This is a genomic window from Pseudomonas sp. GW823-FHT05G12, assembly GCF_058795575.1.
On the sequence record NZ_CM179501.1, the window covers coordinates 1,497,987 to 1,524,192 of the forward strand.

A 26,206-nucleotide genomic window follows, 5' to 3' on the forward strand; every position below is an offset into this window, starting at 1 on the left:
CCAGCACAGGGTGGTGATACCCCCCGTAGGAGCGGGCTTGCCCGCGAAGAGGCCAGCACTGCCAACACAAACCTTACAGGCTGAAATCGCCTTCAGCAGCCAGCTCGCTCAGCGGCTTGCGCGGGCTCGGCACTTCACGCGCCTGCAGGGCTTCATCCAGGCTGGCCTTGTCCCCCAGCTTGCCGATCGCCACCATGGCATGCAGTACGTAACCCTCGGGAATCTTCAGTTCCTGACGTGCCAGGTCCTGATCGAAGCCGGCCATGCCATGGGTATGCCAGCCGCTGATGCTGGCCTGCAGGGCCAGGTGCCCCCAGGCAGAGCCCGTGTCGAAGGTGTGCCACAGCGCCGGTTTTTCTTCCGTAGCGCCCGGGGCCGCGAACGTGGTCTTGGAAATGACCAGCACCAGCGCCGACGCCTGTTGCGCCCAGCTGCGATTGAAGGGCACCAGCAGGCTCAGGTAACGCTCCCAGTTCGGCGTGTCGCGGCGGGCATACAGGAAGCGCCAAGGCTGCGAGTTATAGGCCGAAGGTGCCCAGCGGGCGGCTTCGAGGAAGCTCAGCAGGGTTTCTTCGCTGATCGGCTCGGCGGTGAAGGCGCGTGGCGACCAGCGGTTGATGAACTGCTCGTTGATGGCGTAATCGGCAATGCGGGGGTTGGCGCTCATGGCGGCTCCTGCAAACGGACGGGAAAAGCGCACGCTACTGCGTGCCGTCGCGACTGACAAGCGGTCTGGCTTTGCCGAAGGCCAGGCTCTAGACTGGCGCCGCCGCGCGCCGTGGCCCCCAAGATGAAGGCAGGAACCCTGTGTGATGATCGCTGAAAACGCGCCGTTCTGGCGGCGCAAGACCCTCGAAGAGCTCAGCCAGCAAGAGTGGGAATCGCTGTGCGATGGCTGCGGCCTGTGCTGCCTGCAAAAGCTCGAGGACGAAGACGACAACAGCGTCTATTACACGCGCATCGCCTGCAAATTGCTGGACCTGAATACCTGCCAGTGCAGCGACTACCCCAACCGCTTCGCCCAAGTGCCAGACTGCATCCAGCTCACCCCGGGCAAGGCCGACCAGTTCAAGTGGCTGCCGAGTACCTGCGGTTACCGCCTGGTCAGTGAGGGCAAGGACTTGCCGGCCTGGCATCACCTGGTCTGTGGCGACCGGCAACAGGTTCATGAACAGCGCATTTCCCAGTCGGGGCGTATGCTCAGTGAACACGATGTGCACGAAGACGACTGGGAAGACCACCTGATCTTTCGCGCCAGCTGACCGGCGCGGCCCGCTGCCTCGGGGAAACAAGGAGTTTCTGTATGCGTTGCCACCTGATGTTGCTGTTGGGCCTGATGGCCAGTTCGCCGGCCTGGGCGAAAAAGGTCGACCTCGACTACCAGGTGCGCTTGCTGCCTGCCAGCGGTCAGGCCGAGGTCCGCGTGACATTGGCCGAAGGCAGCGCCGTGCGCAGCCTGGACTTCGACCTGGGCAAGGCTGGGGCCTACAGCGGCTTCCAGGCTGATGGGCAATGGCAGCTGAAGGGGCAACGTGGTATCTGGCAGCCAGCGGCCGGCAAGACCAGCCTCAGCTACCGTGTGCAGCTGGACCAGAAACTGGCCAGCGGCGCCTATTCATCACGCATCACTCCGCACTGGGCACTGTTCCTCGGCGACCAGCTGATACCCCCTGCGCGCCTCGACCAGCAGGATGGTACCGAGCTGGTGGCGCGCCTGGCTTTCGACCTGCCCGAGGGCTGGAAGAGCATCGAAACGTCCTGGCCGCGCATCGGCAAGGGGAAGTTTCGCATCGACAACGTGTCGCGCCTGTTCGATCGCCCGACCGGCTGGATGCTTGCCGGCGACCTGGGCAGCCGCCGCGCCCGCCTGGGCGAGACCGAAGTGACCGTGGCCGCGCCGGTGGGGCAGGGCATGCGGCGCATGGACAGCCTGACCTTGCTCACATTCGTCTGGCCACAACTACAAGCTGTGTTCCCGCGTAACCCGCCCAAGCTGCTGTTGGTCGGGGCGCGTGACGGCATGTGGCGAGGGGCTATGGCTGCGCAGGGCTCGTTGTACCTGAACAGTGCCCGGCCCATGGTCAGCGAAAACGGCAATAGCCCGTTGCTGCGCGAATTGGTGCAACTGTTCGCGCAGATTCACGGGCGTGACGGCAGTGACTGGCTGGTAGAGAGCCTGACCGATTATTACGCCAACGAGTTGCTACGCCGCTCGGGCGGGATGAGTGATGACCGCTACCAGGTCTGGCAGGCGCGTCTGAGCAAGCAGGGCGCCAAGGTCAACCGGCTCAAGGGTGAACGCGCAAGCCCGGCCCAGGTGGCCCGCGGCGTGATGCTGTTGCAGGCGCTGGACAAGGAAATCCGCATTCACACCCAGGCCAAACGTTCGTTGGATGATGTGGTACGTGGGCTGATGCGCCTGCCCAGCGTCAGTACCGAAGACTTCGTGCAGATCAGCGAGAACGTGCTGGGGCGGCGTTCCGATGTGCTGCAGAGCAAGGTGCTGCACTAGGCATCCCTGCGCCTGACAATCGGCAGGGCGGCATCGTCTGCAAGTCGCATTTCAAGCGTATCAAGTCGTACCTGGAATACACCGCGGAGCAGAAACTCAGCATTGTTCACGGGGCGAAACCGAGGAGGGGGGCGTGCAGCCAACCATCGTCGGCAACGTTGATTGCGACAACCCAAGGTTTGTCGAGGCAATGTTCGGCCCGGTTTCGGTGCTGTTCTGACGGAGCTCAGCACTCGGTCGCCCTGTGTTGGCAGGTCTATCCTGTTGCCGCAGTGGCGGCCTTTCTATTTGAACTTGGGCCCCGAACGGGTATTCAGCCCCTTGGCCATGCGGTCATACAGCACCACATTCACCGTCGCCGCCAGGTTCATGCAGCCCTCGGTCGGGATGTAGATGGTCTCTTCACACCATCCCCGCACGTCTTCGCTCAACGAGCCGTCCTCTGGCCCGAAGATGTAAATGGCCCGGTCCGGATGGGTGTAATCCGGCAATGGCCGCGCACCCTCTACCAGTTCCACCGCCACGGGCGTGCAGCCCAGCGGAATAATGCGCTGCAGATCGTCGATGCCGATCAGCGGGATGTCGTAGTGCACGCGCTTGGTGTCGGTGACGAAGTCACGTGCGCGTTCATAGCGTTTGCCCGTGTAGAACACCGAATTGACGCCATAGCAGCCCGCGGCGCGCATCACAGAGCCGACGTTTTCTGCCGACTTGGGGTTGAACAGGCCGATGCAGCTGTATCGTTTGTTTGCCACGTACCGGGGCCCTTCGCGAAAAAAGCGCGATTATACGGGCTGCCCGGTAACAGCGGGGGGCGAATCGATGGTCAGTCTTTCTTCAGCATGCCCGCCAGCCCGGCAAACGGGTTGTGCGTAGCCTTGGCAATGCTCGGGGTGCTGGTGGAGCCTTCGCTGAAGTACTGCTGGTCGGTGTAGCGCGAGTGCTCGTTGTCGTGGCAGTACAGGCACAGCAGCTCCCAGTTGGAGCCGTCCTGAGGATTGTTGTCGTGGTTGTGGTCACGGTGATGCACGGTCAGCTCGCTCAGGCGCTTGCCGGCGAACTCGCGGGCGCAGCGGCCGCATACGTGCGGGTACATTCTCAGGGCCTTGTCGCGGTAGCCCATTTCCTTGTCGCGCTTGGCATCGGCCAGGATGCGGTCGAGGCGCGCGGTAGCGGCGGCAGAAGAGGTGGAGCTCATGGTGTTTCCTTTGTTCTGATCAGGCAGGTGACGGTTATGCCATTGAGTCTAGCGCGCTTGCAGGTCAGGCGGACAGGCGAAAGCGTTGATTTAGGCGTAGCCTGTAGAAAGGTTCCCGACAGGAGGTTGCTGATGTTTCACGCGATCCTCGCCGCGCTGTTGATGGCTGGCCTGCCCCTGGCAGAAGCTGCCAGCCCGCCACCCAGGCTCACGCCGCCAGTACCCGGCGCGCCCGGTACGCCGACGCCTACGCCATACCCGCAGATTACCCCGAGCACACCGCCCAAGGCTTATGACAGCCAGCCGGGGGCGCCCTTGTTGCCGCCGATGCCAGTGCCCGGCCCGCCCAAGGACCAGCCATTGCCCGGGTTGCGACAGGACCCGCCGAAGCCGCCGGCCCAGAATGATTGAGCATGAGCGGCCCACGCCGTCATCATGTTGGAGCAACTGTCTTGCTCAATTTCTGAAGCTGGCGCGTGTGGGAGCGGGCTTGCCCGCGAACACGGGCGAAGCCCGTGCCATCCACCACGGTGTTGGCTTCGCGGGCTTGCCCGCTCCCACAGCGATCGCGGGGGTGCTCAAACCTGAGTTTAGGCAATACCCAGCTCGCCAAACACGAACGCATACTCCAGGGCCACATCCTTCAACCCCTGGTACCGCCCGCTCATCCCGCCATGCCCAGCCCCCATCTCGGTCTTGAGCAGCAGCAGGTTGCTGTCGGTCTTGAGTGTGCGCAACTTCGCCACCCATTTGGCTGCCTCCCAATACTGCACGCGGCTGTCGTTGTAGCCCGCCACCACCAGCATCGCCGGGTAGGCCTGCGCTTTCAGGTTCTCGTACGGCGCATAAGCCTTGATCCGTTCATACACCTCCGGCTCCTCAGGGTTGCCCCATTCGTCGTACTCGGTCACGGTCAGCGGCAGCTCCGGGTCGAGCATGGTGTTGAGCACGTCGACGAACGGCACTTCGGCAATGGCGCAGCGGAACAGCTCCGGGCGCAGGTTGAGCACCGCGCCGATCAGCAGGCCGCCAGCGCTGCCACCACTGATGGCCAGGCGGTCGGCGGCCGTCACGCCCTGGCTGATCAGGTGCTCGGCGCAGGCGATGAAGTCGCTGAACGTGTTGTGCTTGTACTCCTGCTTGCCGGCACGGTACCAGGCCTCCCCCAGTTCACCACCACCTCGCACATGGGCGATGGCAAAGGCCACGCCGCGCTCCAGCAGGCTCAGGCGCGCATGTGAGAACCAGGGGTCGAGGCTTTCGCCATAGGCGCCATAGCCGTACAGGTACAGTGGCACGGTCTTGCCCAGGTCCTGGCGGCGGCGTACCAGGCTGATCGGCACCTGGGTGCCATCCGCTGCGGTTGCCCACAGGCGCTCACTGACATAGTCATCGGCATCGAATGCACCGAGCACCGGGGTTTGCTTGAGCACCACCTGGGCGCCCGTGGGCAACGTCAGTTGGCGCACCTGGGCCGGGCGGTTGAGCGCTTCGTAGCGCAAGCGTATGCGAGTGCTGGCAAATTCCAGGCTGTCCTGCACGTACAGGCTGTAGGCGGCGTCTGGCAGTTCGACGCGGTAGGCCGGCAAGCCCTGCGGGCGGACTTCGATGATCGGCAGGCCGCCTTCGCGCAGGCTCAGGGTGAGGGCGCCGGCGTTCAGGCTAAGGCCTTCGAGCATGACCGCGTCGCGGTGCGCCACCAGCACCTGCCACTGTTCGCGGCTTGGCACTGGCGCGGCTGGCGCGTGGTACAGGGCGAAGTTGATGCCATCCTGGTTGGTGCGGATGAACCAGCGCCACTGGCCGTCGAGTTGGCCGTGGTCGGGGAAGTATTCGTGGCCTTCGACGCGCGGCGCCAGGCAGGTGAACGGCGCCTGCGGGGTGTCGGCGTCCAGCACCCAGGCCTCGCTGGTGGTCTTGCTGTTCAGCAGCAGCACCAGCTGGCGCTCGGAACTGGTGCGGTAGCAGTGCAGGAAGAAACGCCCGTCTGGCTCTTCGAACACGGTGTGCGCGGCGTCCGTGCCCAAGGTGTGGCGACGCAGGCGCCATGGGCGGTGGGTGTCGTCCAGCTCTGCGAAGAAGAGCGTCTGGCTGTCGTTGGCCCAGGTCAGGCTACCGTCGCAGTCGTCGAAGGGCAGGGTAGTGACACTGCCACTGGCCAGGTCTTTGACGTACAGGGTATAGATTTCGTCGCCGCTGGTGTCGAGGCTATAGGCCAGCAGGCGGTGGTCGGGGCTGATGTTGAACGCGCCCAGGGAGAGGAAACCGCCGTTGGCCAGGGCGTTGGGGTCGAGCAGCAGTTGCTCCTGGCTTTCATCGACGGTGTTCGAGTCGTCGGCCGGGCGTGGGCAGCGGTAGTGACGCGGGTATTCGTCGCCGGCGGTGGTACGGGTGTAGTACAGGTAGGGGCCCCAGGGCGCCGGCAATGACAGGTCGGTCTCCAGGATGCGGCCCTTGATTTCTTCGAACAGTCGCTCACGCAACGGTGCCTGGTCGGCCAGGCAGGCTTCCTGGTAGGCGTTTTCAGCTTGCAGGTAAGCGAGTACCTCGGGGGTGTCGCGCTGTTGCAGCCAGGCATACGGGTCGGTGGCCTGGTCGGCTTGGGCAATCGGGGGTTGGGGCTTGGTTGGCATTGAAGGTCTCTTGATTGGGGTTACCTGTGCCGGCCTCTTCGCGGGTAAACCCGCTCCTACAGGGGTCGCACCGAGGTAGGAGCGGGTTTACCCGCGAAGAGGCCGGCACAGGCAAACACTGTCTGCGCCCGGAAAAGTGTTTATCATAGGCATCTCTTTGCCTGGCTTGCACGAACACCATGACCGAGAACGACTACACCTTCGCCTGGGGCTTGTACGCAGTAGCCGCCTTAGGGTGCCTGCTGGTGGGCTTCAAGCTCACCGGCTGGATGTGGCGCTGGCTGCGCGAACCGCTACGGGTGGTGCTGGCGGTGCTGCTGCTGACCCCGACCATCGTCGACCCGGTCAAGGACAGCTTCGCCCCTGCAATCGCCATCACTGCGCTGGATGTCGCTTTCAAGGTCGGCAACAACGCCTGGCGCGCTGTGTCCGACTTCGCCATGTACGGCATGATCGCCTTCGGCCTGTACTTCCTCTTCGTGCTGCTGCGCTGGCCGCTGGAAAAGCGCGCGCACGCACGCCGTGAGCAGGCCGAAGCCGCCGCCAGGCGTCAGCAGGCCGAGGATGACCAGCTCGGCACCCAGGCGCCGCTGGCTGCCGAGCGCAGCGACCGTTACCGTGACGACTTGCCGCCAGCCGCTACGCGTGGCGCAGGCCGGGTCGAGCCTCGTCTGTAAACGGAGACACGCCTATGTGCGAACTGCTGGGCATGAGTGCCAACGTCCCTACCGACATCGTTTTCAGCTTCACCGGCCTGATGCAGCGGGGCGGGCGAACCGGCCCGCACCGTGACGGCTGGGGGATAGGCTTTTACGAAGGCCGCGGCCTGCGCCTGTTCCAGGACCCGGCCGCGAGCAGCGAGTCGGAAGTGGCCAACCTCGTGCAGCGCTACCCGATCAAAAGTGAAGTGGTGATCGGTCATATCCGTCAGGCCAACGTCGGCAGGGTGTGCCTGTCCAACACCCACCCGTTCGTGCGGGAAATGTGGGGCCGCAACTGGTGCTTCGCGCACAACGGCCAGCTGGGTGACTTCAAGGGCCTGGCCAGTTTCTACCGGCCAGTGGGCGACACCGACAGCGAAGCGGCCTTCTGCGACTTGCTCAACCGCATCCGCAGCGCCTTCCCCGAACCGGTGCCGGTGGAGCAGCTGCTGCCCGTGCTGGTCGAAGCCTGTGCCGGCTACCGGGATCTGGGCGTGTTCAACTGCATGCTCAGCGACGGCGACTGGCTGTTCTGCTTTTGCTCGACCAAGCTGGTGCACATTACCCGCCGTGCGCCATTCGGTGCCGCACGGTTGAAGGATGTCGACCTGATCGTCGATTTTCATACCGAAACCACCCCCAACGACGTGGTCACGGTGATTGCCACCGAGGCCCTGACCGAGAACGAGACCTGGCACCGCTACGCGCCGGGTCAGTGGGCCCTGTGGCGGCACGGCGAGTGCGTGGCGCACGGCCAGAGCTAAGGACGCTGCATGTTCAGAAGTTACCTGCGATTGCTGTTGTTCACCTTCGGCCTGCTGGCCGGTATCCAGGTCCCGGGGCTGGTCAAGGACTATAGCCAGCGGGTCGAGGCGCACCTGTTCGAATCGCGCGAGGCGCTCGATGGGTTCCGGCAAACGGCCGAGCGCTTTTTCAAGGGCGACTTGCAGGCGCTGTTGCAGCACTACCGCAGCAGCGACGACCCGGTGTTCAACAGTGATGCCAACAGCATCGAAAGCCTGATGATCCGCAACGAACTGCTGGAAAACGAATGGCAGGTGCTGCAAGGGTCATGGGCCGAGCGTACCTGGCATGTGCTGGTACAGGCCGACCCGCAGTTGCGTGAAGAAACCCTCAATGGCTACAGCTACCAGATTCTGCTGGTACCCGAGGCGATTGGCTGGGGTGTGGGTGCCGGGTTTGTGCTGGCCTTTGTGGTCGAAAGCCTGTTGTTGGGGATTGGCTGGCTGATCCTGGGCGGGCGGCGCAGGGTGGTGAAAGAGAGCTGGCGCTAAGTTTTGCTGTACCTGTAGCGGCCCTTTCGCGGGCTTGCCCGCTCCCACAGGTACAACCTGGCCCGCCAGGCCTGTGATGATCCTGTGGGAGCGGGCAAGCCCGCGAAAGGGCCGGTACAGGCGGAGACTGTTGGTCAGACCAGCACGATCCGCTGCCCACCCACATCCCGCGCATACCGCGCCAACACCTGCCGGCAAACCCCAACCACCTCATCGACCAACGCCACCCCGGTCTGCCACGCCACCACCAGCTCAAGGCTCGGCGGCGGCTGCAACCCTTCCAGCAGCACCAGCTCGCCCCGGCCCAACTCGGCATCCACCAGCGCCGGCGGTAGCGCGCCAATGCCAAAGCCGTCGCGCAACAGCCGGGTAATCGCCGCCACCGAGTTCACACAATTCAACCGGGGTGCCTCTGCCCCCGCAGCCTGCAGCAAGCTCAGCACCTCCTGGTGCGGCCGTGAATTCTTCGAGAAGGTGATGATGCGCTCGCGCCCAAGTTCGGCCAGCGACGCATAGTCCCGGTGCTGGTGGGCGCCTGCGGCCACCACCCAGCCCATTGGGTAGCGTGCCAGGTCGAGGCTGCGGATCGATTGCTCGCGCAGCAAGTCGGTCTGCAAAATCACGTCAAGAAAGCCCTTCTGCAGCTGCTCGCGCAAGTTCAGCGCGGTGTCGGCCACCAGTTCGATTTCCACCTGTGGGTAGCGCTCGGTCAGCTCCGCCACCAGCGCGCTCATCCAGGTGTGGATCACAGTATCCATCACCCCGATGCGAATGCGCCCGACCTTGGCCCGGTCGCTGTCCAGCGACTGCTTCATGGCCTTGGCGGTTTCCAGCATGCGTTCGGCGTATTCCAGCACCTTGCTGCCTTCCGGGGTCAGGCTGACGCCGCGGGAGTCGCGCAGCAGCAGCTTCACGCCCAGGTCAGCCTCCAGTGCGGCAATGCGGCTGGATACCGAAGCCTGGGTGGTGAACAGCTTTTCTGCCGTCAGGCGGAAGCTCTTGAGCCGGGCGACCCAGACGAAGGTTTCGAGGAAGCGAAGGTTCATGATCAGTTTTTCTTGTTCCAGACCGGCGGTTTTTTTCGTTGGACGCAGGCGAGGCGGCCTCTGAACAATGGCGCCCAGGCCGCGACGCTTCATGTCGCCCATAAAACAATACCAACAAGCCGAGGCATCCATGAACCCCACCGGCGTGCAGCAGCAGGTCAGTACCCTCCCTTCGTCCGGGCCTTTCGCCTGGTACCGTGACATCGACAAACAGCAACGACGTACCTTCTGGAGCTGCAAGATTGGCTATGGCCTGGACGGTATGGACACACAGATGCTCAGTTTCGTCATCCCTACGCTGATCATGCTGTGGGGTATCACCACCACCGAAGCCGGGTTGATCCACACCAGCACGCTGATTGCCTCGGCTGTAGGAGGCTGGGTGGCGGGTATCCTCTCCGACCGCATCGGCCGGGTGCGTACCCTGCAACTGACGGTGTTGTGGTTCGCCTTCTTCACCTTCCTGTGCGGCTTCGCTCAGAACTACGAGCAATTGCTGATTGCCCGAACCCTGATGGGCTTTGGCTTCGGTGGCGAGTGGACCGCCGGTGCGGTGTTGATCGGCGAGGTGATCCGCGCCCAGGACCGCGGCAAGGCGGTGGGCATGGTGCAGTCCGGCTGGGCAATCGGCTGGGGCCTCACGGCCATCCTCTATGCGCTGCTGTTCTCCTGGCTGCCGGCAGAGCAGGCTTGGCGTGCGTTGTTCCTGCTGGGGCTGGTACCGGCAATCTTCGTGATCTTCGTTCGCCGCCTGGTCAAGGACCCTGAGGTCTATCGTAAGGCCAAGGCAGTGGAAAACGCCGAGGCACCTTCGCGCTTCTACGAAATCTTCGCCCCGGGCATGCTCTGGACCACCGTGCGGGCATCCCTGCTGACCACCGGCGCGCTCGGCGGTTACTACGCCATCACCTCGTGGCTGCCAACCTTCCTGAAGAACGAACGCGGCCTGAGTGTGCTGGGCACGGGTGGTTATCTGGCCATGGTGATCGTCGGCTCGTACGTGGGCTATGTGGTCAGCGCTTATCTGTCCGACCTGCTGGGGCGCAAGAAGAACTTCATCCTGTTCGCCGTGGGCTCTTTCGTCATTGTGCTGTTGTACACGCAGATGCCGGTCAGCGATGGCGTGATGCTGTGGCTGGGTCTCCCGTTGGGCTTCTTCGCCTCGGGTATCTTCAGCGGCATGGGGGCGTTTCTGACCGAACTGTTCCCCACGCGCATCCGGGGTTCGGGGCAGGGCTTCTGCTACAACATCGGCAAGGTCATTGCCGCGCTGTTCCCGTTAATGATCGGCATGCTCGGCCAGAACGTTCCGCTGGGTTTGGGTATCGGCGTGTTTTCTGCTGTGTCCTACGGCATTGTGATCGTGGCGGCCTTGAGCTTGCCGGAAACCCGCGGCAAACAGCTGCAGGCGCGGTAAGGTAGGCATATGCACAACAACAACGGAGGCCTCGTGGTGGAACGCCTGCTACTCAATTGCGACATGGGCGAGAGTTTTGGCAGCTGGCGCATGGGCCTGGATGCCGAGGTCATGCCTTACATCGATTGCGCCAACATCGCCTGCGGCTACCACGCCGGCGACCCCGGTATCATGCGCCGTACCGTGGCCCTGGCGCTGGAGCACGGGGTGACTATCGGCGCTCATCCGGCCTACCCGGACCTGGTCGGCTTCGGCCGCCGCTCCATGGCCTGCAGCCCGGAAGAAATCCGCGACCTGCTGCATTATCAGATCGGTGCGCTGGATGGCATCTGCAAAGTGCTGGGTGGTCGCGTGGCCTATGTGAAGCCCCATGGCGCGCTGTACAACGACATGATGGCCGACCCGCTCAAGCTGCGTACCGTGCTGGAGGCCGTAGCGGCCTATGACAGCAACCTGCCATTGATGCTGATGGCCACCGCCGACAACCGTGCCGCCCAGGCACTAGGCGATGAAATCGGCGTGCCGCTGTGGTTCGAGGCGTTCGCAGACCGCGCATACACCGCCAGCGGCCATCTGCTGTCGCGGCGCCTGCCGGGCGCGGTGCATCACGACCCGGCGCGGGTGGTGGAGCAGGCGGTGCGTCTGGCCCGAGGCGAAACGCTGTTGGCTGACGATGGCAGCGCCTTGCAGCTTGCCGCCCGCACCCTCTGCGTGCATGGCGACAACGACAGTTCGGTGGCGGCGGTGCGGCAGATTCGCCAGGCCCTCGATGGGCTGGAGGTGTGATGAAGCCGCGAATCGAAGTGGTCGCCATCGACAGCCTGATGGTACGCCTGTTCGACCGTATCGATGAGGCCAACATGCCATGGATGCTCGCCGCCAGCCGGCGCTTGAGCGCGGCGTTCGGCGAGCATTTGCTGGACCTGGTGCCGTCCTATACCACGCTGATGGTGCAGTCTGCCCTGCCGCCAGGCGAGGCCAGGGCGCGAATCGCTCAGGCGCTGGACGGCTTGCAGCCTGACACCGGCAGTGGCGGCCGCCGACACGAAATCCCGGTGTGGTACGACGCCAGTGTCGGCCCCGAGCTGCCTGTGCTGGCAGCTCGCAGCGGCTTGAGTGAAGCGGAGATTGTTCGCTTGCACGGTGAACGCGATTACCCGGTGTTTGCCCTGGGCTTCGCACCGGGTTTCGGCTTCATGGGCCTGGTCGACGAGCGCCTGGCCAGCCCTCGTCTGAGTACCCCACGCAAGCGCGTGGCGGCGGGCAGCGTGGGTATTGCCGAGCGCCAGACGGCGGCCTACCCGGCAGTATCGCCGGGTGGCTGGAACCTGATCGGGCGCACCCCGGTGCGGTTGTTCGACCGTGAGCGTGAGGGTTACAGCCTCTTGCAACCCGGTGACCGGGTGCGCTTCGTGCCGGTTTCGCGCAGCGAATTCCTGGCTATGGGTGGTGATGTGGAGGCGCAGGGATGAAGCAGTTGATGATCGAGGCCAGTACGCCGTTGTGCCAGTTACAGGATGCCGGGCGCTTTGGCGTGCGCCACCTTGGCGTGACCCAGGGCGGGGCGCTGGACTGGGTGGCGATGCACTGGGCCAACTGGCTGCTGGGCAACCCGTTGGGGGCGCCGGTGGTCGAGGTGGCGCTGGGTGGTTTTTGCGTGGTGGCCGAACAGGATTGCGTGCTGGCCCTGGCCGGTGCCGACCTGGATGCGTGTGTCGATGATCAGCCACTCGCGCCATGGCGCAGCTTTGCCTTGGCCAAGGGGCAGCGCTTGACCTTGAGACAGCCCAAAGTGGGTGTGCGGGCGTATCTGGCGGCACCGGGTGGGTTTCTGGGCGAGGATGTGCTGGGCAGTTGTGCCACCGTGGTACGTGAAGCACTGGGTGGCATCGATGGCCAGGGTGCTGCGCTGGCTAAACACCAGGCATTGGCTTTTACCGGTAGCAATGCCCCCCTGCGCGAAGTGCCGCAAGCGTTGTGCCCGCAGTTCGCCCCAAAGCCGGTGCTGGACCTGGTGATGGGCGCGCAGATCGGTGAATTCAGCGGTACCAGCTTGTTCGAGGCATTCAACCGGGAGTGGACGCTGGATAGCCGGGCCGACCGCATGGGCATCCGGTTGTTGGGGCCGCAGCTGGTGTACCAAGGGGCGCCGATGATCTCCGAAGGGATCCCGCTGGGGGCGGTACAGGTGCCGCCAGACGGGCAGCCGATCGTGTTGCTCAATGACCGGCAGACCATTGGTGGGTACCCGCGGCTGGGCGCGCTGACGCCGCTGGCGCTGGCGCAACTGGCGCAGTGCATGCCGGGGGCGGTGGTGCGGTTCAGGGCGGTGGTGCAGGACCAGGCCTGGCGTGAGCAGCAGCTTTACCTGAGGCGTTGGTCTTAAGGCTGCTAGCCCTTTCGCGGGCTTGCCCGCTCCCACAGGGATAGCACTGCATTTGAGGGTTGTGAATGTGGGGGGGCCTGTGGGAGCGGGCGAGCCCGCGAAAGGGCCGGTACAGGCAACCTCACTTGGACAGGTAGCGCATCCCGTCCTCCAACCCTTGCAGGGTCAGCGGATACATCTTGTCCTCGATCAGGTCGCGCACCAGATGGGTCGAGGCGGTGTACTCCCAGGCCTGCTTGGGGTACGGGTTGATCCAGATGACCTTCCTGAATTTTTCCATGAAACGCTGGATCCACACATACCCGGCTTCTTCGTTCCAGTGCTCCACGCTGCCACCGGGCTGGGTGATCTCGTAGGGCGCCATGGCCGCGTCACCGACGAACACCACCTTGTAGTCATCGCCGTACTTGTGCAGCAGGTCGAAGGTGGAAAAACGTTCGGACGTGCGGCGCAGGTTGTTCTTCCACACCGACTCATAAACGCAATTGTGGAAGTAGTAATACTCCAGGTGCTTGAACTCGGTCTTGCAGGCCGAGAACAGCTCTTCGCAGACTTTGACGTGGGCGTCCATCGAACCGCCAATGTCGAACAGCAAAAGCAGCTTCACGGTGTTGCGCCGCTCGGGGCGCATCTGGATGTTCAGCAACCCGGCATCACGCGCGGTGTGGTCGATGGTGCCATCGATGTCGAGCTCTTCGGCGGCGCCTTCGCGGGCGAACTTGCGCAGCCGGCGCAGGGCCAGCTTGATGTTGCGGGTGCCAAGCTCGACCTGGTCGTCGAGGTTCTTGTACTCGCGTTGGTCCCAGACTTTGACTGCCTTGCCCTGACGCTTGCCGGCGTCACCGACGCGGATGCCCTCGGGGTTGAAACCACCCGAGCCGAATGGGCTGGTGCCGCCGGTGCCAATCCACTTGTTGCCGCCAGCGTGGCGTTCCTTTTGCTCTTCGAGGCGCTGCTTGAATGCCTCGATAAGCTTGTCCAGGCCGCCCAGCGACTGGATCTGTGCGCGTTCTTCATCGGTCAGCGAACGCTCGAATTCCTTGCGCAGCCAGTCTTCGGGGATCAGCGCCTCGATATGCCGGTCGAGGTTTTCCAGGCCCTTGAAGTAGGCTGCGAAGGCACGGTCGAACTTGTCGAAGTGGCGTTCGTCCTTCACCAGGATGGCGCGGGCGAGGTAGTAGAACTCGTCCATGTCGGCGAACACCACGCGCTTTTGCAAGGCCTGGTGCAGGTCGAGCAGTTCACGCACCGAAACCGGCACCTTGGCCGCACGCATCTCATTGAACAGATTGAGCAGCATGGCCCTGCTCCTGTCAGCGGTTGCCGCGCCGGCTCATGAAGGCCAGGCGCTCGAGCAGTTGAACATCCTGCTCGTTTTTTACCAGCGCACCGGCCAGCGGCGGGATGGCCTTGGTCGGGTCGCGTTCGCGCAGCACCGCTTCACCGATGTTGTCGGCCATCAGCAGCTTGAGCCAGTCGACCAGCTCGGAGGTGGACGGCTTTTTCTTCAGGCCCGGCACCTTGCGCACGTCGAAGAACACATCCAGTGCCTCGCTGACCAGCGACTGGCTGATGTTCGGGTAGTGCACGTCGACAATCTGCTGCAGGGTAGTGCGGTCGGGGAAGGCGATGTAGTGGAAGAAGCAGCGGCGCAGGAAGGCGTCCGGCAGCTCTTTTTCGTTGTTCGAGGTAATGATGATGATCGGCCGCTGTTTGGCCTTGATGGTCTCGTCGATTTCGTAGACGTAGAACTCCATCTTGTCGAGTTCTTGCAGCAGGTCGTTGGGGAATTCGATATCGGCCTTGTCGATTTCGTCGATCAGCAGGATGACCCGCTCGTCGGCCTCGAAGGCCTCCCAGAGCTTGCCCTTTTTCAGGTAGTTGCGCACATCGTGCACCTTGTCCACGCCCAGCTGCGAGTCGCGCAGGCGGCTGACCGCGTCGTACTCGTACAGCCCCTGGTGGGCCTTGGTAGTGGATTTGATGTGCCAGGTGATCAGGCGCGCCCCGAACGAAGCCGCCAACTGCTCGGCGAGCATGGTTTTGCCGGTGCCCGGTTCGCCCTTGACCAACAGCGGGCGTTCGAGGGTAATGGCCGCGTTTACCGCCAGTTTCAGGTCGTCTGTGGCGACGTAGTCGCGGGTGCCTTCGAACTTCATGGGGGGTTGTCCTCTGTTTAGGGCTTTGCGGGCCTCTTCGCGGGAAACCCGCGCCTAATAAGGTTGTAGGGGCGGGTTTACCCGCGAAGAGGCCCGAACACGCAGCACATGATCTGGATTTGTTTCCGACTATAACGCGGGGCCAGGCGGCTGCAAACGCAGACCGGGTATTCAGTCCCTGAATGCCCCGTCACACTGTCTCAGTCAGACTTCGGCGCTGGTTGCTCATAGCGCGCATTGAATGCCTGGACAAACCCATTGCGCAGGATCTGCAAGAACGCTTCGAAGGCACTGATATCCTGTTGGCGCACACTGCCGCTGAGTTCCACCCGGGTGGCGAACTGGTTTTTCGGCTGGTTCTTCAGCACCGTTTCGGTCGCCCCCACCAGGGCCTCCCACACTGAGCGGAAGAAGCCCTTGTCCTTTTCCTCGACGTCCTGTTGCCAGTCGAACACGTCGACATCGCGCAGCAGCGGTTTTATATAGCCGTTCAGCCGGCCGTTTTCTGCCTGGGCCTCGATGACCACGTCACCGTGCCCGGCATTGAAGTCGAATTTGCCGTAGGCGCTGGCAAAGTCATTCAGTTTGCGCAGCTCGATGCCGGTGGCGCGAAGCCTGAATTCGAAGTCGTCGAAATCACTGAAAGGGTCGAAGGTGGCACGGCTTTCTACCTTCGCATCCCCCGCGATGAGCGCCGTCCCTTCGAAACTTGCATCGCGACGGCCTTGCTGGTCGCGCACGTTGGTCAAGTTGTGGATGCTGGCGTTCAACCGGGTGGCCTTGAGGTCGACCGGTGGCTTGGAATTGAAGTTGCGGAACGTCAGCACGCCATTGTCGATACGCACTTCGTTGAGGGTGATGGGCAGGAGTTTTTCCAGCTGCTGGCGCCAGTCGGTACCTTGGCCGGTCTGCGATGCCTGTTTGCTACCACCGTCGACAAAGTTCAGCTCGGGGTGCACGAAGGTTACCTCCGCCACTACTGCCTTGTCGTACCACAACGAACGCCAGCTCACCGAAAGGTCGATCAGTGGGGCGTCGAGAAACGGTACGGGCACCTTGCCGGTGGTCTTGACGATTTTCAGCCCATTGATCTGGTAGGCACCGCGCCACCAGGCCAGGTCCACATCGGCTACCTGGCCGCGGTAGTCACCCATGTCGGCCAGCTTGTCGTTGAGGTAGTCGCGCACCAGGTAGGGCAGGGCCAGGTGCAGCGCCACCAGCAGCACGATCAGGCTGGCCAGGCCGACCAGCGGCCAGCGATAGCGGGCTTTCATGAGGCTGTCTCCAAGGCGGGATGTGCGGTTGACCGCAACGTGCCGGGCTGAGTTCGAACAGGCTTTACGGGCCACCGCCGCAGGCTTACCCTTGAGTCATTTCCCTGCTTTTTCATGCCAAGGACCCCTGCCATGAGCCGTATCTTTGCAGACAACGCCCACTCCATCGGTAACACGCCGCTGGTGCAGATCAACCGCATCGCCCCGCGCGGTGTGACCATCCTGGCCAAGATCGAAGGGCGCAACCCCGGATACTCGGTCAAATGCCGCATTGGCGCGAACATGGTCTGGGACGCCGAGAGCAGCGGCAAGCTCAAACCGGGCATGACCATCGTCGAGCCCACCTCGGGCAACACCGGTATCGGCCTGGCCTTCGTTGCCGCCGCCCGCGGCTACAAGCTGATGCTGACCATGCCCGCCTCGATGAGCCTGGAGCGCCGCAAGGTGCTGAAGGCACTGGGCGCCGAGCTGGTATTGACCGATCCGGCCAAGGGCATGAAGGGCGCGATCGAGAAGGCCAACGAAATCGTCGCCTCCGACCCGGCGCAGTACTTCCTGCCGGGCCAGTTCGAAAACCCGGCCAACCCGGCCATTCACGAGAAAACCACCGGCCCTGAGATCTGGAACGACACGGACGGCGCCATCGACGTGCTGGTGGCAGGCGTGGGCACTGGCGGGACCATCACCGGCGTGTCGCGCTACATCAAACATACCCAGGGCAAGGCCATCCTGTCGGTGGCAGTGGAACCCGTGGCATCGCCCCTGATCAGCCAGACCCTGGCCGGCGAAGAACTCAAGCCAAGCCCGCACAAAATCCAGGGCATCGGCGCCGGTTTCGTGCCGAAAAACCTCGACCTGTCGATTGTCGACCAAGTGGAGACGGTGACCGACGAAGAGTCCAAGGCCATGGCGATTCGCCTGATGCAGGAAGAGGGCATCCTTTGTGGTATTTCCTGCGGTGCGGCAATGGCGGCAGCGGTGCGTCTGGCCGAAAAACCGGAAATGCAGGGTAAGACCATCGTCGTAATCCTGCCCGATTCGGGCGAGCGATACTTGTCGAGCATGCTGTTCAGCGACATGTTCAGCGAGCAGGAAACCCAGCAGTAATCGGCCTTGCCGCTGATCCGGCGCAACGATCGGCGGACTGGTTTATTGCAAAATCTTCATGAATGCGATCCCGCCCGGGTTGTTTTTACCGCGGCGGGATCGGTTTATGATGGCAGGATGATTTTCTGGAGAGCAGGCAGCGCAGGCCTGACTCTTCCTCAAGGAGTGAAAGCATGACCTTTTCCTTTGCAGCCAAGGCGGGTGTCTTGCTGGTGTTTTTCGGCAGCGTGCTGTTCGTGCACTTGCGCGGCAAGGCCCGTCTGCCGGTGTTGCGCCAGTTCGTCAACCATTCGGCGCTGTTCGCCCCCTACAACGCGTTGATGTACCTGTTTTCCGGCGTGCCGTCCAAGCCCTACCTGGATCGCCAGCGCTTCCCCGAGCTGGACGTGTTGAAGGACAACTGGCAGGAAATCCGCGAAGAGGCCATGCGCCTGTTCGACGAAGGCTATATCCGTGCCGCTGAGAAAGATAACGACGCCGGCTTCGGTTCGTTCTTCAAGAAGGGCTGGAAGCGCTTTTACCTGAAGTGGTACGACAAACCGCTGCCTTCGGCGCAAACCCTTTGCCCGCGCACTGTCGAGCTGGTCAGCCGCATCCCCAGTGTCAAGGGCGCAATGTTTGCCCTGCTACCCGGCGGCAGCCACCTGAACCCGCACCGCGACCCGTTCGCAGGCTCGCTGCGTTATCACCTGGGGCTGTCCACGCCCAACTCCGACGCATGCCGCATCTACGTGGACGGTGAGCAGTACGCCTGGCGTGATGGCGAAGACGTGATGTTCGACGAAACCTACGTGCACTGGGTCAAGAACGAAACCGACGTTACCCGCGTGATCCTGTTCTGTGACATCGAGCGCCCGCTGAGTAGCCCGCTGATGACGCGCATCAACCGTAGGGTCAGTGCCTTCCTCGGCCGCGCCACCGCGCCGCAGAACACCGACGAAGAGCGCGTGGGCGGGATCAACCAGGCGTACGCCTGGAGCAAGCGCTTCAGCAACAAGATCAGCAGCCATGTGAAGCAGTTCAAACGTGCCAACCCCAAGGCTTACCGCGTGCTGCGGCCGGTACTGGCGGTGGTGGTGGCGTATCTGTTGTATCGCTGGTTGTTCTGATTTTTTCTGGTCTAACCGGCCGCTTTGCGGGGCAAGCCCGCTGCCACAGGTGCGCCTCATCCTTCAAGGACGAGGGCGCGCGTGTGGAGGCGGGGTTGTGCTGCGAAGAATCACTCGCTATATTCCAGAGCATTCACTTCTGCAAAGACCCCTGTCATGCCCGCCATCCCTTCCACCACACGCTTTGCCATCGCGCCAGTCGCGGGCATGGTCGTGCGTGGTAGCCAGCAGCCGGTCATGATCTGTCACTCCCCACCACCTGTCAGTGGCGTCGTAGGCGGCGTAGCTCCGCCTCATTGCGTGGTCGTGCTGGGCTGATCGGCTTCTTGCCGTACCCCTTCACACGCGCAACCTACTGAACACGGTCGGCCACTGCTCACGTTGAAGCGCACGCCGTCCGTTTGGCTTATCTGCCTACTATCAGGTGGCAATTCATGTCTGTCTTTACCAAAACGTCCGTGGCCTCGGCGGCCACTACCTGCCTGTTCGTCCTGCTGTGGAGCAGCGGGGCGATCGTCTCCAAGCTCGGCCTGGCGCATGCCAGCCCGTTCGCCTTCCTGCTGTTGCGCTCGGCGCTGGCCCTGGCTGGCCTGTTGCTGATCGGCCCGTTGCTAGGGCTGCGCTGGCCGCGTACTCGCGGGAGCATTCTGCGGGCCCTGGGTACAGGGTGTGTGCTCCTCGGTGCCTATCAGATCTTTTATCTGTTGGCGCTTGATACCCATGTCACCCCCGGCGTCATGGCCACGGTGATGGGGGTACAACCCATCCTCACCGTGGTGCTGATGGAACGCCAGCGTTCCTGGAGCCGTTTGTTCGGCCTGGGTTTGGGGTTGGGCGGCTTGATCATGGTGGTCTACCAGGGCATCAATCTGGGCGGGGTATCGCTGGCGGGCATGCTGTTCGCCCTGCTGGCGCTGGTCAGCATGACCTTTGGCTCGATCCTGCAGAAGCGCATTACCGACAACCCCATGGGCACGCTGCCGCTGCAGTACCTGGCCGGCTTTGCCATGTGCGCGCTGTTCGCACCTCTGCAACCGCTTCATGTCGAGTGGACCGGCAGCTTCTTCGGTGCGCTGCTTTGGATGGGCCTGGTGGTCTCGCTGCTGGCAACCTTGCTGTTGTACCGGCTGATCGCCAAGGGCAACCTGGTCAACGTCACCAGCCTGTTCTACCTGGTGCCGGCAGTGACTGCGGTGATGGACTTGCTGATCTTCGGTAACCGCCTGGCACCACTCAGCCTGCTGGGCATGGGGCTGATCGTGGTTGGGCTGCTGTTCGTGTTTCGCAAGCCCGCCGCGCGCCTGGCCGAAGCGTAGGCCCTAGCGGAATTCTTCGGGGATGGCGTGGCGCAACACGCCTTCCTCGAAGTCCAGCAGGCCGGCTTCGCGCTGGGTGAGCAGGTAGTAGAGCAGGGTATCGAGCGAGCGTTGCGGCGGGACCTCGACCGCCAACATCTTCACTGCTTGTTCGGTTTCACAGGCGCAGCCGAAATCCAGCAATGCTGCGCGTACCTGGTCGAGGGTTTCCGGTGGTTTGACGACCACCCGGAACACCGAGCTGCCGCTGCTGTGGCGCAGTTCTGCGAACCAGGTTTCGCCTGCTTCCTCGCGGGTGTCGATCACGTCGCCCGGGGCGATGCCATAGACATGGAAGGGTATGTTGTCGATGGCATAGCCGCCTTCCACGGCCTTGGCCCACAGGCCCTCGACCGAGGCCGGTGGGTAGCCGTTCTCGTCCTGTTCCAGGCGGAACAGGACCTTTTTGTACGCGCTGTTCATGCAGTACCCCGCTTCAGTTGCGCGCCGGGCGCAGCACCAGCCACAAGGCCAGGCCAATCAGCAGGCCGCCGTATAGGTGCGCCATCGACAACGGCTCATTCAGCAGCCATGCCCCCCACAATACGCCGAATACCGGGATCAGGAAGGTCACGGTGCTGGCTTTGACCGGTCCGATCTCGGCCAGCAGGCGGAAGTACAGGATGTAGGCAAAGGCGGTGCATAGTAGCCCCAGCCCCAGCAACGACAACCACACCTCCCAGCCCCCCCAGCTGGCGGGCGGTTGGGTGAGTGCGCTCCAGCCGAACAGCGGGGTCAGCATCAGCGTGGCGCCGAGCATGCTGCCCAGTGCGGAAAGACGGCTGTCCAGGCCGCTGATCCAGCGGCGGGCGAGGAACCCGGCAAAGCCGTAGCAGGTGGTGGCCGCCAGGCAGGCGAGGGCGCCTTGCAGCAGGGCCATGTCCAGTGCCACCGGGCCGGCGCCGCTAAGGATGCCGACGCCGAACAGGCCAAGGAAGATGCCGCAGAGTTTGGCCAGGGTCATTGGCTCGCGGAAGAACAGTACGCCGACCAGCACGCCCATCAACGGGGTGGTGGCGTTGAAGATCGCCGAATAGCCGGCCGGCAGCACCTGGGCCGCCACCGAATAGAAGGTGGCGGGGATGCCGGAGTTGATCATGCCCAGCACCAGGCACGCGCCGAGCTTGCCCTGGAAGTCCCAGCGCACACGGGCGGCGGCCAGTATCACGATCAGGCCCAGACAGGCGATGGAGACCCGGAAGAACGCGGTCGGCACCGTGCCCAGTTCGGGGGCGATGATGCGCATGAACAGGAAACTCGCTCCCCAGACGGCGGCAAGGGTCAGCAGGCGGGCTAGGGCGATGGGGCTCACAACGGTCTCCGAAGGCAAGGCAGGGGCGCGAGTGTACGCCAGGGGGCGGGGGGATTCTTGTGCTTTCTTGCTGTGTAATTCCTCTTGGGCTGCGGGGCTCTGGGCAATGCAGCTGCAACTACAGCTCGGGCCTTCAATGGCAGTAACCGATGAAGCCAAGGGCGGCTAAGCTCTGTACTCAATCCCAGCTCCGAGGCCCCACGCATGTCCCAGCCCTGGCCCGCTGTCGAAATCGCCCGGATGATCCTCGCCGGCTTCGACGACTACCGCGATCATTTCCAGCGCATCACCCTTGGTGCTCGCCAGCGCTTCGAGCAGGCGCGCTGGCAGGATATCCAGCAGGCCGCCGCTGCCCGCATCAATCTCTACGAAGAGAAAGTCGCCGAAGTCAACGGTTGGCTGCGCCAGGCCTTTGCCGCAGAGGTGCTGCTGGATGTGGAACAGTGGCCGCTGGTGAAAAACGCCTATATCCACCTGATCGACCCCCGCCTGGACGACGAGCTGGCAGAGACCTGGTACAACTCGCTGTTTTGCAGCCTGTTCAGCCATGACCTGATCAGCGACGGCTGCATGTTCATCCACACTACCCGGCCTTCCATGCGCGGCCGCGAGCGCGCCGCGCAAACCCGTACCTATCGGCTTGATGGCAGTCTCAGGAACTTGCTGCGCGCGGTGTTCGCCGATTACCCATTCGACATGCCTTATGGCGACCTGGAAGGCGACCTGGCGCGGCTGGAAGAACAACTGCGCGAATGCCTGCCCGACTGGGTGTGCAAGGACCCGACGCTGGCCGTGGAGCTGTTTGTACCCGTGCTTTACCGCAACAAGGGGGCCTATCTGGTCGGCCGCCTGTACAACAGCGATGAGCAGTGGCCGTTGGTGATTCCCTTGCTGCACCGCGAGGGCCACGGCATCGAGGCCGATGCGTTGATTACCGACGAGGCCGAGGTGTCGATCATCTTTTCGTTCACCCGCTCTTACTTCATGGCCGATGTCCCGGTGCCCGCCGAGTTCGTCAATTTCCTCAAGCGCATCCTGCCGGGCAAGCACATTGCCGAGCTGTATACCTCGATCGGGTTCTACAAGCAGGGCAAGTCGGAGTTCTACCGCGCACTGATCAACCACCTGGCCAGCAGTGATGACCGCTTCGTCATGGCGCCAGGGGTGCGGGGCATGGTCATGAGCGTGTTCACCTTGCCCGGGTTCAATACGGTGTTCAAGATCATCAAGGACCGCTTCTCGCCATCGAAAACCGTGGACCGCGCCACGGTGATCGACAAGTACCGGCTGGTGAAGAGTGTCGACCGGGTGGGGCGTATGGCCGACACCCAGGAGTTTGCCGATTTTCGCTTTCCGCGCAGCAAGTTCGAGCCGGATTGCCTGGCCGAGTTGCTGGAGGTGGCGCCGTCGACGGTGGCGCTGGAGGGCGACACAGTGCTGATCCGCCACTGTTGGACCGAGCGGCGCATGACGCCGTTGAACCTGTACCTGGAGCAGGCCACCGAGGGCCAGGTGCTGGAGGCACTGGAGGACTACGGCCTGGCCATCAAGCAACTGGCGGCGGCGAACATCTTCCCCGGCGACATGCTGCTGAAGAACTTCGGAGTGACCCGCCATGGCCGGGTCGTGTTCTACGACTATGACGAAATCAGCTTCCTGACCGAGGTGAATTTCCGCCACATTCCGCCCCCGCGTTACCCGGAGGACGAAATGTCGGGCGAGCCGTGGTACTCGATCGGCCCGCATGATGTGTTTCCCGAAGAGTTTCCGCCGTTTCTGTTTGCCGATATGGGCCAGCGGCGGTTGTTCAGCCGCTTGCATGGGGAACTGTATGACGCGGATTACTGGAAGGGGCTGCAGGCGGCGATACGTGAAGGGAAAGTGATCGATGTGTTTCCGTATCGGCGCAAAGCCCGGTGAGTCAGCGCGAACAGGTCTGTCACTCCTTCAAACACTTCATCTCGCTCAAATGGGTACGCACCTTGCCCAACCGTTCCTGCAGGAACCTCCGTTGCTGCGGGGTGCTTTGCCGCACCAGGTCCACCAGCAGGCTGCGTGCCTGCTGCTCGCTATTCTGATACGCCGCCCGGTATTCGGGTGTCCACAAACTCTCCTTGCGTTGCAACAAGGTCGCCAGGCGCGGTTCGAAGCTGGAGTCGTTGCGCTGGTTCATTGCCAACAGCAATTGCTGCTGCCAGTGGGCACGGTTGGCGATCCATTCACGGTTCTGGTCACCCAGCGCTTGAGACCAGGCCTGGATGCGTTGCTTCTGTACCGCCGTCAACTCGCCAAACCATGGCGTCAGGCGTTTTTCCATGCGCTCGCTACGGCGGGCCATCTGCTTGGGCAATGGCGTATCCACATACTGCTTCTGCCGTTCACTGATGTCTTCGCGGAAGGCCTCACGCATCTGCGCTACCTGGTTGTCGCTCATGCCGCGCAGCAGTTCGGTGGCTGAAGGGGTGATTTCCTCGGCCACCCGACCAATCGCTTCACGGACCTCGCGGGTGCTTTGCTGCAGGGCCTGGTCGGTGACCTGATCGTCGGCGACCAGGTCACGTAGCCGATCGAGCCAGTCGAGGTAGCCGGGCAGTTGAGTCTTGCAATGCCAGGCCAGGTGCTCGCGCAACCGATCGTCCAGCAGCGCCCTTTGCTCGCGGTTCATGTCCAGGTAGTCGCTCAGCGACCACGGCACCAGGCGGTCGAGGTTGCGATAGGCCAGGTCGATGCGGCTGCAGGCGGCCAAGGCCAGGGCGAAGCCGATGGCGACAAGCAGGGCTTTGGGCAGGCGAAGCGGCATGTGCTGTTCCTTCCTCAGGCTGGCCAGAAGGTAGATGCAAGTGCGGCCTGGCGGTTCCACTGCATGAGTGGTCGGGCCATGTGGTGGCTTCAGGTGTAGAATAGTCGCCTTGTCTTGAGGATCATCGGAAATGGCTCTGCTTGGGCGTTACAACAGTTTGCAAATCGTGAAACACGTGGACTTCGGTCTGTACCTGGACGGCGGCGCCGATGGCGAGATCCTGCTGCCCGGGCGCTACATCCCGAAAAACGCCGAGACCGAAGTCGATGACTGGTTGAACGTGTTCATCTACCTGGACAGCGAAGACCAGCTGATCGCCACCACCGAGAAGCCCAAGGTGCAGGTTGGCGAGTTCGCCAGCCTGAAGGTCAAGGACATCAACGGTGCCGGTATCTTCCTGGACTGGGGCCTGTCCAAGGACTTGCTGATGCCGTACTCGGAAGAGGCTCGGCCACTGAAGATCGGTGATTACTGCGTGGTGCACGTGTACCTCGACAAGCGCACCCGCCGGATCACTGCCACGTCGCGCCTGGACCGCTACCTCGATGTCACCCCAGCCGACTACAAGGTTGGCCAGCCGGTCGAGCTGCTGGTGGCCGGCGAAACGCCGATGGGCTTCAAGGCCATTATCAACAACCGCCACTGGGGCCTGATCCACAAGAACGAGGTGTTCAAGTTCTTGCGCTCGGGCATGCACGAGAAGGGCTTCATCAAGGAAGTGCGCCAGGACGGCAAGATTTCACTGAGCCTGCAGCCGGTAGGCGCCGCCCTGGCGGACACCCTGCAAGAGCAGATCATGGCGCGCCTGGAAGCCGAAGGCGGGGTGTTGGGGGTGTGCGACAAGAGTGACCCTGCGTTGATCAGCAAGCTGTTCAACGTCAGCAAGGGCAACTTCAAGAAGGCCATTGGCGGATTGTTCAAGCAGGGCCTGATCGTCATCCATGACGATCGCATCGAGAAAGCCTGACGGCCTTATGCCTGTACGAAGTTGCGGAAGTCCAGCTGCTCGCCACCCGGACGGGTGTCGCGCAGCAGCGAGTCACGGTCGGCGCTGAGGGCCAGGCTGATGGTGGAGCGGCGCTTGCCAGGCTTGCGCACTTCCATTTGCTCAAGGTGAGCCTTGAGGAAATTGGTGGGCACCTTCAGGTGCTGCAGCTCATCGCTTTCCGGCGTGTGCAGCAGCAGGTTGACCCAGTCGGCCTGGCCCTTGCCCAGCAGTGCCACTGGCACTTCGAACCACCACAGGTTGCGTTTGCTGTCCAGAGTGGCGAACAGAGTATTGCTGCTGGTCAGCACCGGCCGGGCCAGTGCTTCGTTGCGCCGGGCGATGGCGGCGGGTTTGTCGAGTTTCATGCAGGTTCCTGCGCGTTGACGCTATGAAGGCCTGCATTGTGAGGGGTGGCACGGGGCGGAGCAAGGTTTGTGACTTGCGGTGCCAGTGCCGGCCTCTTCGCGGGCTTGGGCGGTATTCGCCTGCCGTTTTACCGTTCGGCTTCTGGCCGGGAAATCCGTTGAAACTCCTGGCCCAGGCGTTGGGTCAACCTTCTGTCGACACGGTTCACGTGTCTCCATTTGCAGGAGTTTTGCCATGAGCGGTACTAAAGACAAAGCGAAAGGCTTGGCCAACGAAGCGATCGGCAACGTGAAACAGGGTGTTGGCAAGGTGACCGACAACGACAAGCTGCGGGCCGAAGGCAAGGCGCAGGAGCTCAAAGGCGAGGCGCAGCAGGTCAAGGGCAATGTGAAGGATGCGGTGAAGAAACCTTGACTTGAGGCGGTGCCGGCCTCTTCTCGGGTGAACCCGCGAAGAGGCCGGCACTTATTCGTAAGCAAATTCTTCAACCACGGCCGGGAGCAGCACAGCTCGGGCACGGTCTATTAGACTTGCCTGTGTAACGATCA

Annotated in this window: 29 protein-coding genes; 17 read left to right on the top strand and 12 right to left on the bottom strand. The window is 62.9% G+C overall.

Annotated elements, in window-relative coordinates; translation table 11 throughout:
• Nucleotides 1-73 precede the first annotated feature (73 nt).
• Nucleotides 74-667: a nitroreductase family protein gene (locus AC3RCM_RS06860; protein WP_014590030.1), complete on the bottom strand. Its 594-nt coding sequence runs from the start codon at nt 665-667 to the stop codon at nt 74-76.
• A gap of 145 nt (nt 668-812) precedes the next feature.
• Here AC3RCM_RS06860 and AC3RCM_RS06865 point away from each other — a divergent pair, with 145 nt between their 5' ends.
• Nucleotides 813-1,262, top strand: coding sequence for a YcgN family cysteine cluster protein (locus tag AC3RCM_RS06865; protein WP_014590031.1), 450 nt, complete (start codon nt 813-815; stop codon nt 1,260-1,262).
• 41 nt (nt 1,263-1,303) lie between these two features.
• On the top strand, nt 1,304-2,512 hold the full coding sequence (locus AC3RCM_RS06870) for a hypothetical protein (RefSeq protein WP_064491837.1): 1,209 nt from the start codon (nt 1,304-1,306) through the stop codon (nt 2,510-2,512).
• Nucleotides 2,513-2,796: 284 nt separating this feature from the next.
• Here the strand turns inward: AC3RCM_RS06870 and AC3RCM_RS06875 are convergent, their stop codons facing one another.
• Together AC3RCM_RS06875 and AC3RCM_RS06880 are read right to left on the bottom strand one after the other, a co-directional pair.
• Nucleotides 2,797-3,267 (bottom strand): RNA methyltransferase, encoded by a 471-nt coding sequence (locus AC3RCM_RS06875; RefSeq protein ID WP_010955253.1) that lies wholly within the window; start codon nt 3,265-3,267, stop codon nt 2,797-2,799.
• A 71-nt stretch (nt 3,268-3,338) separates the two neighbouring features.
• Nucleotides 3,339-3,710, bottom strand: coding sequence for a YajD family HNH nuclease (locus AC3RCM_RS06880; RefSeq protein ID WP_003254676.1), 372 nt, complete (start codon nt 3,708-3,710; stop codon nt 3,339-3,341).
• Between the two features lie 132 nt (nt 3,711-3,842).
• Between AC3RCM_RS06880 and AC3RCM_RS06885 the strand changes: the two genes are divergently transcribed.
• On the top strand, nt 3,843-4,121 hold the full coding sequence (locus AC3RCM_RS06885; protein WP_064491836.1) for a hypothetical protein: 279 nt from the start codon (nt 3,843-3,845) through the stop codon (nt 4,119-4,121).
• A 179-nt stretch (nt 4,122-4,300) separates the two neighbouring features.
• Here AC3RCM_RS06885 and AC3RCM_RS06890 read toward each other — a convergent pair whose 3' ends face one another.
• Complete coding sequence (locus AC3RCM_RS06890; protein ID WP_198748433.1) at nt 4,301-6,343, bottom strand: S9 family peptidase; 2,043 nt, start codon at nt 6,341-6,343, stop codon at nt 4,301-4,303.
• A 179-nt stretch (nt 6,344-6,522) separates the two neighbouring features.
• Here AC3RCM_RS06890 and AC3RCM_RS06895 point away from each other — a divergent pair, with 179 nt between their 5' ends.
• Genes AC3RCM_RS06895 through AC3RCM_RS06905 form a run of 3 tightly spaced genes read left to right on the top strand, consistent with a single transcriptional unit; the run spans nt 6,523 to nt 8,339 of the window.
• Entirely contained in the window at nt 6,523-7,020 is a 498-nt protein-coding gene (locus AC3RCM_RS06895; protein WP_064491834.1) for a hypothetical protein, read from the top strand.
• A gap of 14 nt (nt 7,021-7,034) precedes the next feature.
• Complete coding sequence (locus AC3RCM_RS06900) at nt 7,035-7,808, top strand: class II glutamine amidotransferase (RefSeq protein WP_010955250.1); 774 nt, start codon at nt 7,035-7,037, stop codon at nt 7,806-7,808.
• A 9-nt stretch (nt 7,809-7,817) separates the two neighbouring features.
• Nucleotides 7,818-8,339: a DUF2937 family protein gene (locus tag AC3RCM_RS06905; RefSeq protein ID WP_003254669.1), complete on the top strand. Its 522-nt coding sequence runs from the start codon at nt 7,818-7,820 to the stop codon at nt 8,337-8,339.
• A 134-nt stretch (nt 8,340-8,473) separates the two neighbouring features.
• On the opposite strand, the gene AC3RCM_RS06910 is transcribed toward AC3RCM_RS06905, so the two are convergent.
• The gene (locus AC3RCM_RS06910; protein WP_010955248.1) at nt 8,474-9,385 is read right to left on the bottom strand and encodes a LysR family transcriptional regulator; all 912 of its coding nucleotides are present in this window, start codon (nt 9,383-9,385) and stop codon (nt 8,474-8,476) included.
• Nucleotides 9,386-9,515: 130 nt separating this feature from the next.
• Here AC3RCM_RS06910 and AC3RCM_RS06915 point away from each other — a divergent pair, with 130 nt between their 5' ends.
• From AC3RCM_RS06915 to AC3RCM_RS06930, 4 genes are read left to right on the top strand one after another with little or no spacing between them, the layout of a single operon-like run.
• Complete coding sequence (locus AC3RCM_RS06915; protein ID WP_064491833.1) at nt 9,516-10,802, top strand: MFS transporter; 1,287 nt, start codon at nt 9,516-9,518, stop codon at nt 10,800-10,802.
• 9 nt (nt 10,803-10,811) lie between these two features.
• The gene (locus AC3RCM_RS06920; protein ID WP_064491832.1) at nt 10,812-11,588 is read left to right on the top strand and encodes a 5-oxoprolinase subunit PxpA; all 777 of its coding nucleotides are present in this window, start codon (nt 10,812-10,814) and stop codon (nt 11,586-11,588) included.
• Nucleotides 11,588-12,274: a 5-oxoprolinase subunit PxpB gene (pxpB, locus tag AC3RCM_RS06925; RefSeq protein WP_003254664.1), complete on the top strand. Its 687-nt coding sequence runs from the start codon at nt 11,588-11,590 to the stop codon at nt 12,272-12,274. Before AC3RCM_RS06920 ends, pxpB begins: the two co-directional genes overlap by 1 nt.
• Nucleotides 12,271-13,188 carry a 5-oxoprolinase subunit C family protein gene (locus AC3RCM_RS06930; RefSeq protein WP_064491830.1) on the top strand — a complete coding sequence of 306 codons (918 nt, stop codon included), beginning with the start codon at nt 12,271-12,273 and terminating at the stop codon, nt 13,186-13,188. Before pxpB ends, AC3RCM_RS06930 begins: the two co-directional genes overlap by 4 nt.
• Nucleotides 13,189-13,309: 121 nt before the next feature.
• Here AC3RCM_RS06930 and AC3RCM_RS06935 read toward each other — a convergent pair whose 3' ends face one another.
• The 3 genes from AC3RCM_RS06935 to AC3RCM_RS06945 all read right to left on the bottom strand — a co-directional run bounded on the left by AC3RCM_RS06935 (nt 13,310) and on the right by AC3RCM_RS06945 (nt 16,621).
• Nucleotides 13,310-14,488 carry a vWA domain-containing protein gene (locus AC3RCM_RS06935; RefSeq protein WP_104886552.1) on the bottom strand — a complete coding sequence of 393 codons (1,179 nt, stop codon included), beginning with the start codon at nt 14,486-14,488 and terminating at the stop codon, nt 13,310-13,312.
• Between the two features lie 13 nt (nt 14,489-14,501).
• Nucleotides 14,502-15,347 (bottom strand): AAA family ATPase, encoded by an 846-nt coding sequence (locus tag AC3RCM_RS06940; RefSeq protein WP_003254658.1) that lies wholly within the window; start codon nt 15,345-15,347, stop codon nt 14,502-14,504.
• Nucleotides 15,348-15,547: 200 nt separating this feature from the next.
• Nucleotides 15,548-16,621 (bottom strand): DUF748 domain-containing protein, encoded by a 1,074-nt coding sequence (locus tag AC3RCM_RS06945; RefSeq protein ID WP_019436816.1) that lies wholly within the window; start codon nt 16,619-16,621, stop codon nt 15,548-15,550.
• A 132-nt stretch (nt 16,622-16,753) separates the two neighbouring features.
• Here AC3RCM_RS06945 and cysK point away from each other — a divergent pair, with 132 nt between their 5' ends.
• From cysK to AC3RCM_RS06965, 4 genes are all read left to right on the top strand, one after another.
• Complete coding sequence (gene cysK, locus AC3RCM_RS06950; RefSeq protein ID WP_020190628.1) at nt 16,754-17,728, top strand: cysteine synthase A; 975 nt, start codon at nt 16,754-16,756, stop codon at nt 17,726-17,728.
• A 173-nt stretch (nt 17,729-17,901) separates the two neighbouring features.
• Nucleotides 17,902-18,837 (top strand): aspartyl/asparaginyl beta-hydroxylase domain-containing protein, encoded by a 936-nt coding sequence (locus AC3RCM_RS06955; RefSeq protein ID WP_492629446.1) that lies wholly within the window; start codon nt 17,902-17,904, stop codon nt 18,835-18,837.
• 156 nt (nt 18,838-18,993) lie between these two features.
• Entirely contained in the window at nt 18,994-19,155 is a 162-nt protein-coding gene (locus tag AC3RCM_RS06960; RefSeq protein WP_154070663.1) for a hypothetical protein, read from the top strand.
• 116 nt (nt 19,156-19,271) lie between these two features.
• Nucleotides 19,272-20,153, top strand: coding sequence for a DMT family transporter (locus AC3RCM_RS06965; RefSeq protein ID WP_198748300.1), 882 nt, complete (start codon nt 19,272-19,274; stop codon nt 20,151-20,153).
• A gap of 3 nt (nt 20,154-20,156) precedes the next feature.
• Here AC3RCM_RS06965 and AC3RCM_RS06970 read toward each other — a convergent pair whose 3' ends face one another.
• Nucleotides 20,157-20,615, bottom strand: a complete 459-nt coding sequence (locus tag AC3RCM_RS06970; protein ID WP_019436818.1) for a DUF4265 domain-containing protein — start codon at nt 20,613-20,615, stop codon at nt 20,157-20,159.
• A gap of 13 nt (nt 20,616-20,628) precedes the next feature.
• Complete coding sequence (locus tag AC3RCM_RS06975) at nt 20,629-21,504, bottom strand: DMT family transporter (RefSeq protein WP_064491827.1); 876 nt, start codon at nt 21,502-21,504, stop codon at nt 20,629-20,631.
• 204 nt (nt 21,505-21,708) lie between these two features.
• Here AC3RCM_RS06975 and aceK point away from each other — a divergent pair, with 204 nt between their 5' ends.
• The gene (aceK, locus tag AC3RCM_RS06980) at nt 21,709-23,424 is read left to right on the top strand and encodes a bifunctional isocitrate dehydrogenase kinase/phosphatase (protein WP_020190624.1); all 1,716 of its coding nucleotides are present in this window, start codon (nt 21,709-21,711) and stop codon (nt 23,422-23,424) included.
• Nucleotides 23,425-23,443: 19 nt separating this feature from the next.
• On the opposite strand, the gene AC3RCM_RS06985 is transcribed toward aceK, so the two are convergent.
• The gene (locus AC3RCM_RS06985) at nt 23,444-24,304 is read right to left on the bottom strand and encodes a DUF6279 family lipoprotein (RefSeq protein WP_064491826.1); all 861 of its coding nucleotides are present in this window, start codon (nt 24,302-24,304) and stop codon (nt 23,444-23,446) included.
• 130 nt (nt 24,305-24,434) lie between these two features.
• Here AC3RCM_RS06985 and AC3RCM_RS06990 point away from each other — a divergent pair, with 130 nt between their 5' ends.
• The gene (locus tag AC3RCM_RS06990) at nt 24,435-25,271 is read left to right on the top strand and encodes a CvfB family protein (RefSeq protein WP_010955234.1); all 837 of its coding nucleotides are present in this window, start codon (nt 24,435-24,437) and stop codon (nt 25,269-25,271) included.
• A gap of 5 nt (nt 25,272-25,276) precedes the next feature.
• Here the strand turns inward: AC3RCM_RS06990 and AC3RCM_RS06995 are convergent, their stop codons facing one another.
• On the bottom strand, nt 25,277-25,657 hold the full coding sequence (locus AC3RCM_RS06995) for a hypothetical protein (RefSeq protein WP_014590048.1): 381 nt from the start codon (nt 25,655-25,657) through the stop codon (nt 25,277-25,279).
• 235 nt (nt 25,658-25,892) lie between these two features.
• On the opposite strand from AC3RCM_RS06995, the gene AC3RCM_RS07000 reads away from it, so the two are divergent.
• Nucleotides 25,893-26,072: a CsbD family protein gene (locus tag AC3RCM_RS07000; RefSeq protein ID WP_012051514.1), complete on the top strand. Its 180-nt coding sequence runs from the start codon at nt 25,893-25,895 to the stop codon at nt 26,070-26,072.
• Nucleotides 26,073-26,206: the final 134 nt, after the last annotated feature.

Coding starts and splice junctions, on each gene's coding strand:
- AC3RCM_RS06965 (WP_198748300.1), top strand. CDS start 19,272: ATGTCTGTCTTTACCAAAACGTCCGTGGCCTCGGCGGCCACTACCTGC.
- aceK (WP_020190624.1), top strand. CDS start 21,709: ATGTCCCAGCCCTGGCCCGCTGTCGAAATCGCCCGGATGATCCTCGCC.
- AC3RCM_RS06955 (WP_492629446.1), top strand. CDS start 17,902: ATGACCTTTTCCTTTGCAGCCAAGGCGGGTGTCTTGCTGGTGTTTTTC.
- AC3RCM_RS06920 (WP_064491832.1), top strand. CDS start 10,812: ATGCACAACAACAACGGAGGCCTCGTGGTGGAACGCCTGCTACTCAAT.
- AC3RCM_RS06930 (WP_064491830.1), top strand. CDS start 12,271: ATGAAGCAGTTGATGATCGAGGCCAGTACGCCGTTGTGCCAGTTACAG.
- AC3RCM_RS06915 (WP_064491833.1), top strand. CDS start 9,516: ATGAACCCCACCGGCGTGCAGCAGCAGGTCAGTACCCTCCCTTCGTCC.
- cysK (WP_020190628.1), top strand. CDS start 16,754: ATGAGCCGTATCTTTGCAGACAACGCCCACTCCATCGGTAACACGCCG.
- AC3RCM_RS06880 (WP_003254676.1), bottom strand. CDS start 3,710: ATGAGCTCCACCTCTTCTGCCGCCGCTACCGCGCGCCTCGACCGCATC.
- AC3RCM_RS06865 (WP_014590031.1), top strand. CDS start 813: ATGATCGCTGAAAACGCGCCGTTCTGGCGGCGCAAGACCCTCGAAGAG.
- AC3RCM_RS06940 (WP_003254658.1), bottom strand. CDS start 15,347: ATGAAGTTCGAAGGCACCCGCGACTACGTCGCCACAGACGACCTGAAA.
- pxpB (WP_003254664.1), top strand. CDS start 11,588: ATGAAGCCGCGAATCGAAGTGGTCGCCATCGACAGCCTGATGGTACGC.
- AC3RCM_RS06885 (WP_064491836.1), top strand. CDS start 3,843: ATGTTTCACGCGATCCTCGCCGCGCTGTTGATGGCTGGCCTGCCCCTG.
- AC3RCM_RS06900 (WP_010955250.1), top strand. CDS start 7,035: ATGTGCGAACTGCTGGGCATGAGTGCCAACGTCCCTACCGACATCGTT.
- AC3RCM_RS06970 (WP_019436818.1), bottom strand. CDS start 20,615: ATGAACAGCGCGTACAAAAAGGTCCTGTTCCGCCTGGAACAGGACGAG.
- AC3RCM_RS06995 (WP_014590048.1), bottom strand. CDS start 25,657: ATGAAACTCGACAAACCCGCCGCCATCGCCCGGCGCAACGAAGCACTG.
- AC3RCM_RS06960 (WP_154070663.1), top strand. CDS start 18,994: ATGCCCGCCATCCCTTCCACCACACGCTTTGCCATCGCGCCAGTCGCG.
- AC3RCM_RS07000 (WP_012051514.1), top strand. CDS start 25,893: ATGAGCGGTACTAAAGACAAAGCGAAAGGCTTGGCCAACGAAGCGATC.
- AC3RCM_RS06860 (WP_014590030.1), bottom strand. CDS start 667: ATGAGCGCCAACCCCCGCATTGCCGATTACGCCATCAACGAGCAGTTC.
- AC3RCM_RS06870 (WP_064491837.1), top strand. CDS start 1,304: ATGCGTTGCCACCTGATGTTGCTGTTGGGCCTGATGGCCAGTTCGCCG.
- AC3RCM_RS06905 (WP_003254669.1), top strand. CDS start 7,818: ATGTTCAGAAGTTACCTGCGATTGCTGTTGTTCACCTTCGGCCTGCTG.
- AC3RCM_RS06990 (WP_010955234.1), top strand. CDS start 24,435: ATGGCTCTGCTTGGGCGTTACAACAGTTTGCAAATCGTGAAACACGTG.
- AC3RCM_RS06895 (WP_064491834.1), top strand. CDS start 6,523: ATGACCGAGAACGACTACACCTTCGCCTGGGGCTTGTACGCAGTAGCC.
- AC3RCM_RS06985 (WP_064491826.1), bottom strand. CDS start 24,304: ATGCCGCTTCGCCTGCCCAAAGCCCTGCTTGTCGCCATCGGCTTCGCC.
- AC3RCM_RS06910 (WP_010955248.1), bottom strand. CDS start 9,385: ATGAACCTTCGCTTCCTCGAAACCTTCGTCTGGGTCGCCCGGCTCAAG.
- AC3RCM_RS06890 (WP_198748433.1), bottom strand. CDS start 6,343: ATGCCAACCAAGCCCCAACCCCCGATTGCCCAAGCCGACCAGGCCACC.
- AC3RCM_RS06945 (WP_019436816.1), bottom strand. CDS start 16,621: ATGAAAGCCCGCTATCGCTGGCCGCTGGTCGGCCTGGCCAGCCTGATC.
- AC3RCM_RS06935 (WP_104886552.1), bottom strand. CDS start 14,488: ATGCTGCTCAATCTGTTCAATGAGATGCGTGCGGCCAAGGTGCCGGTT.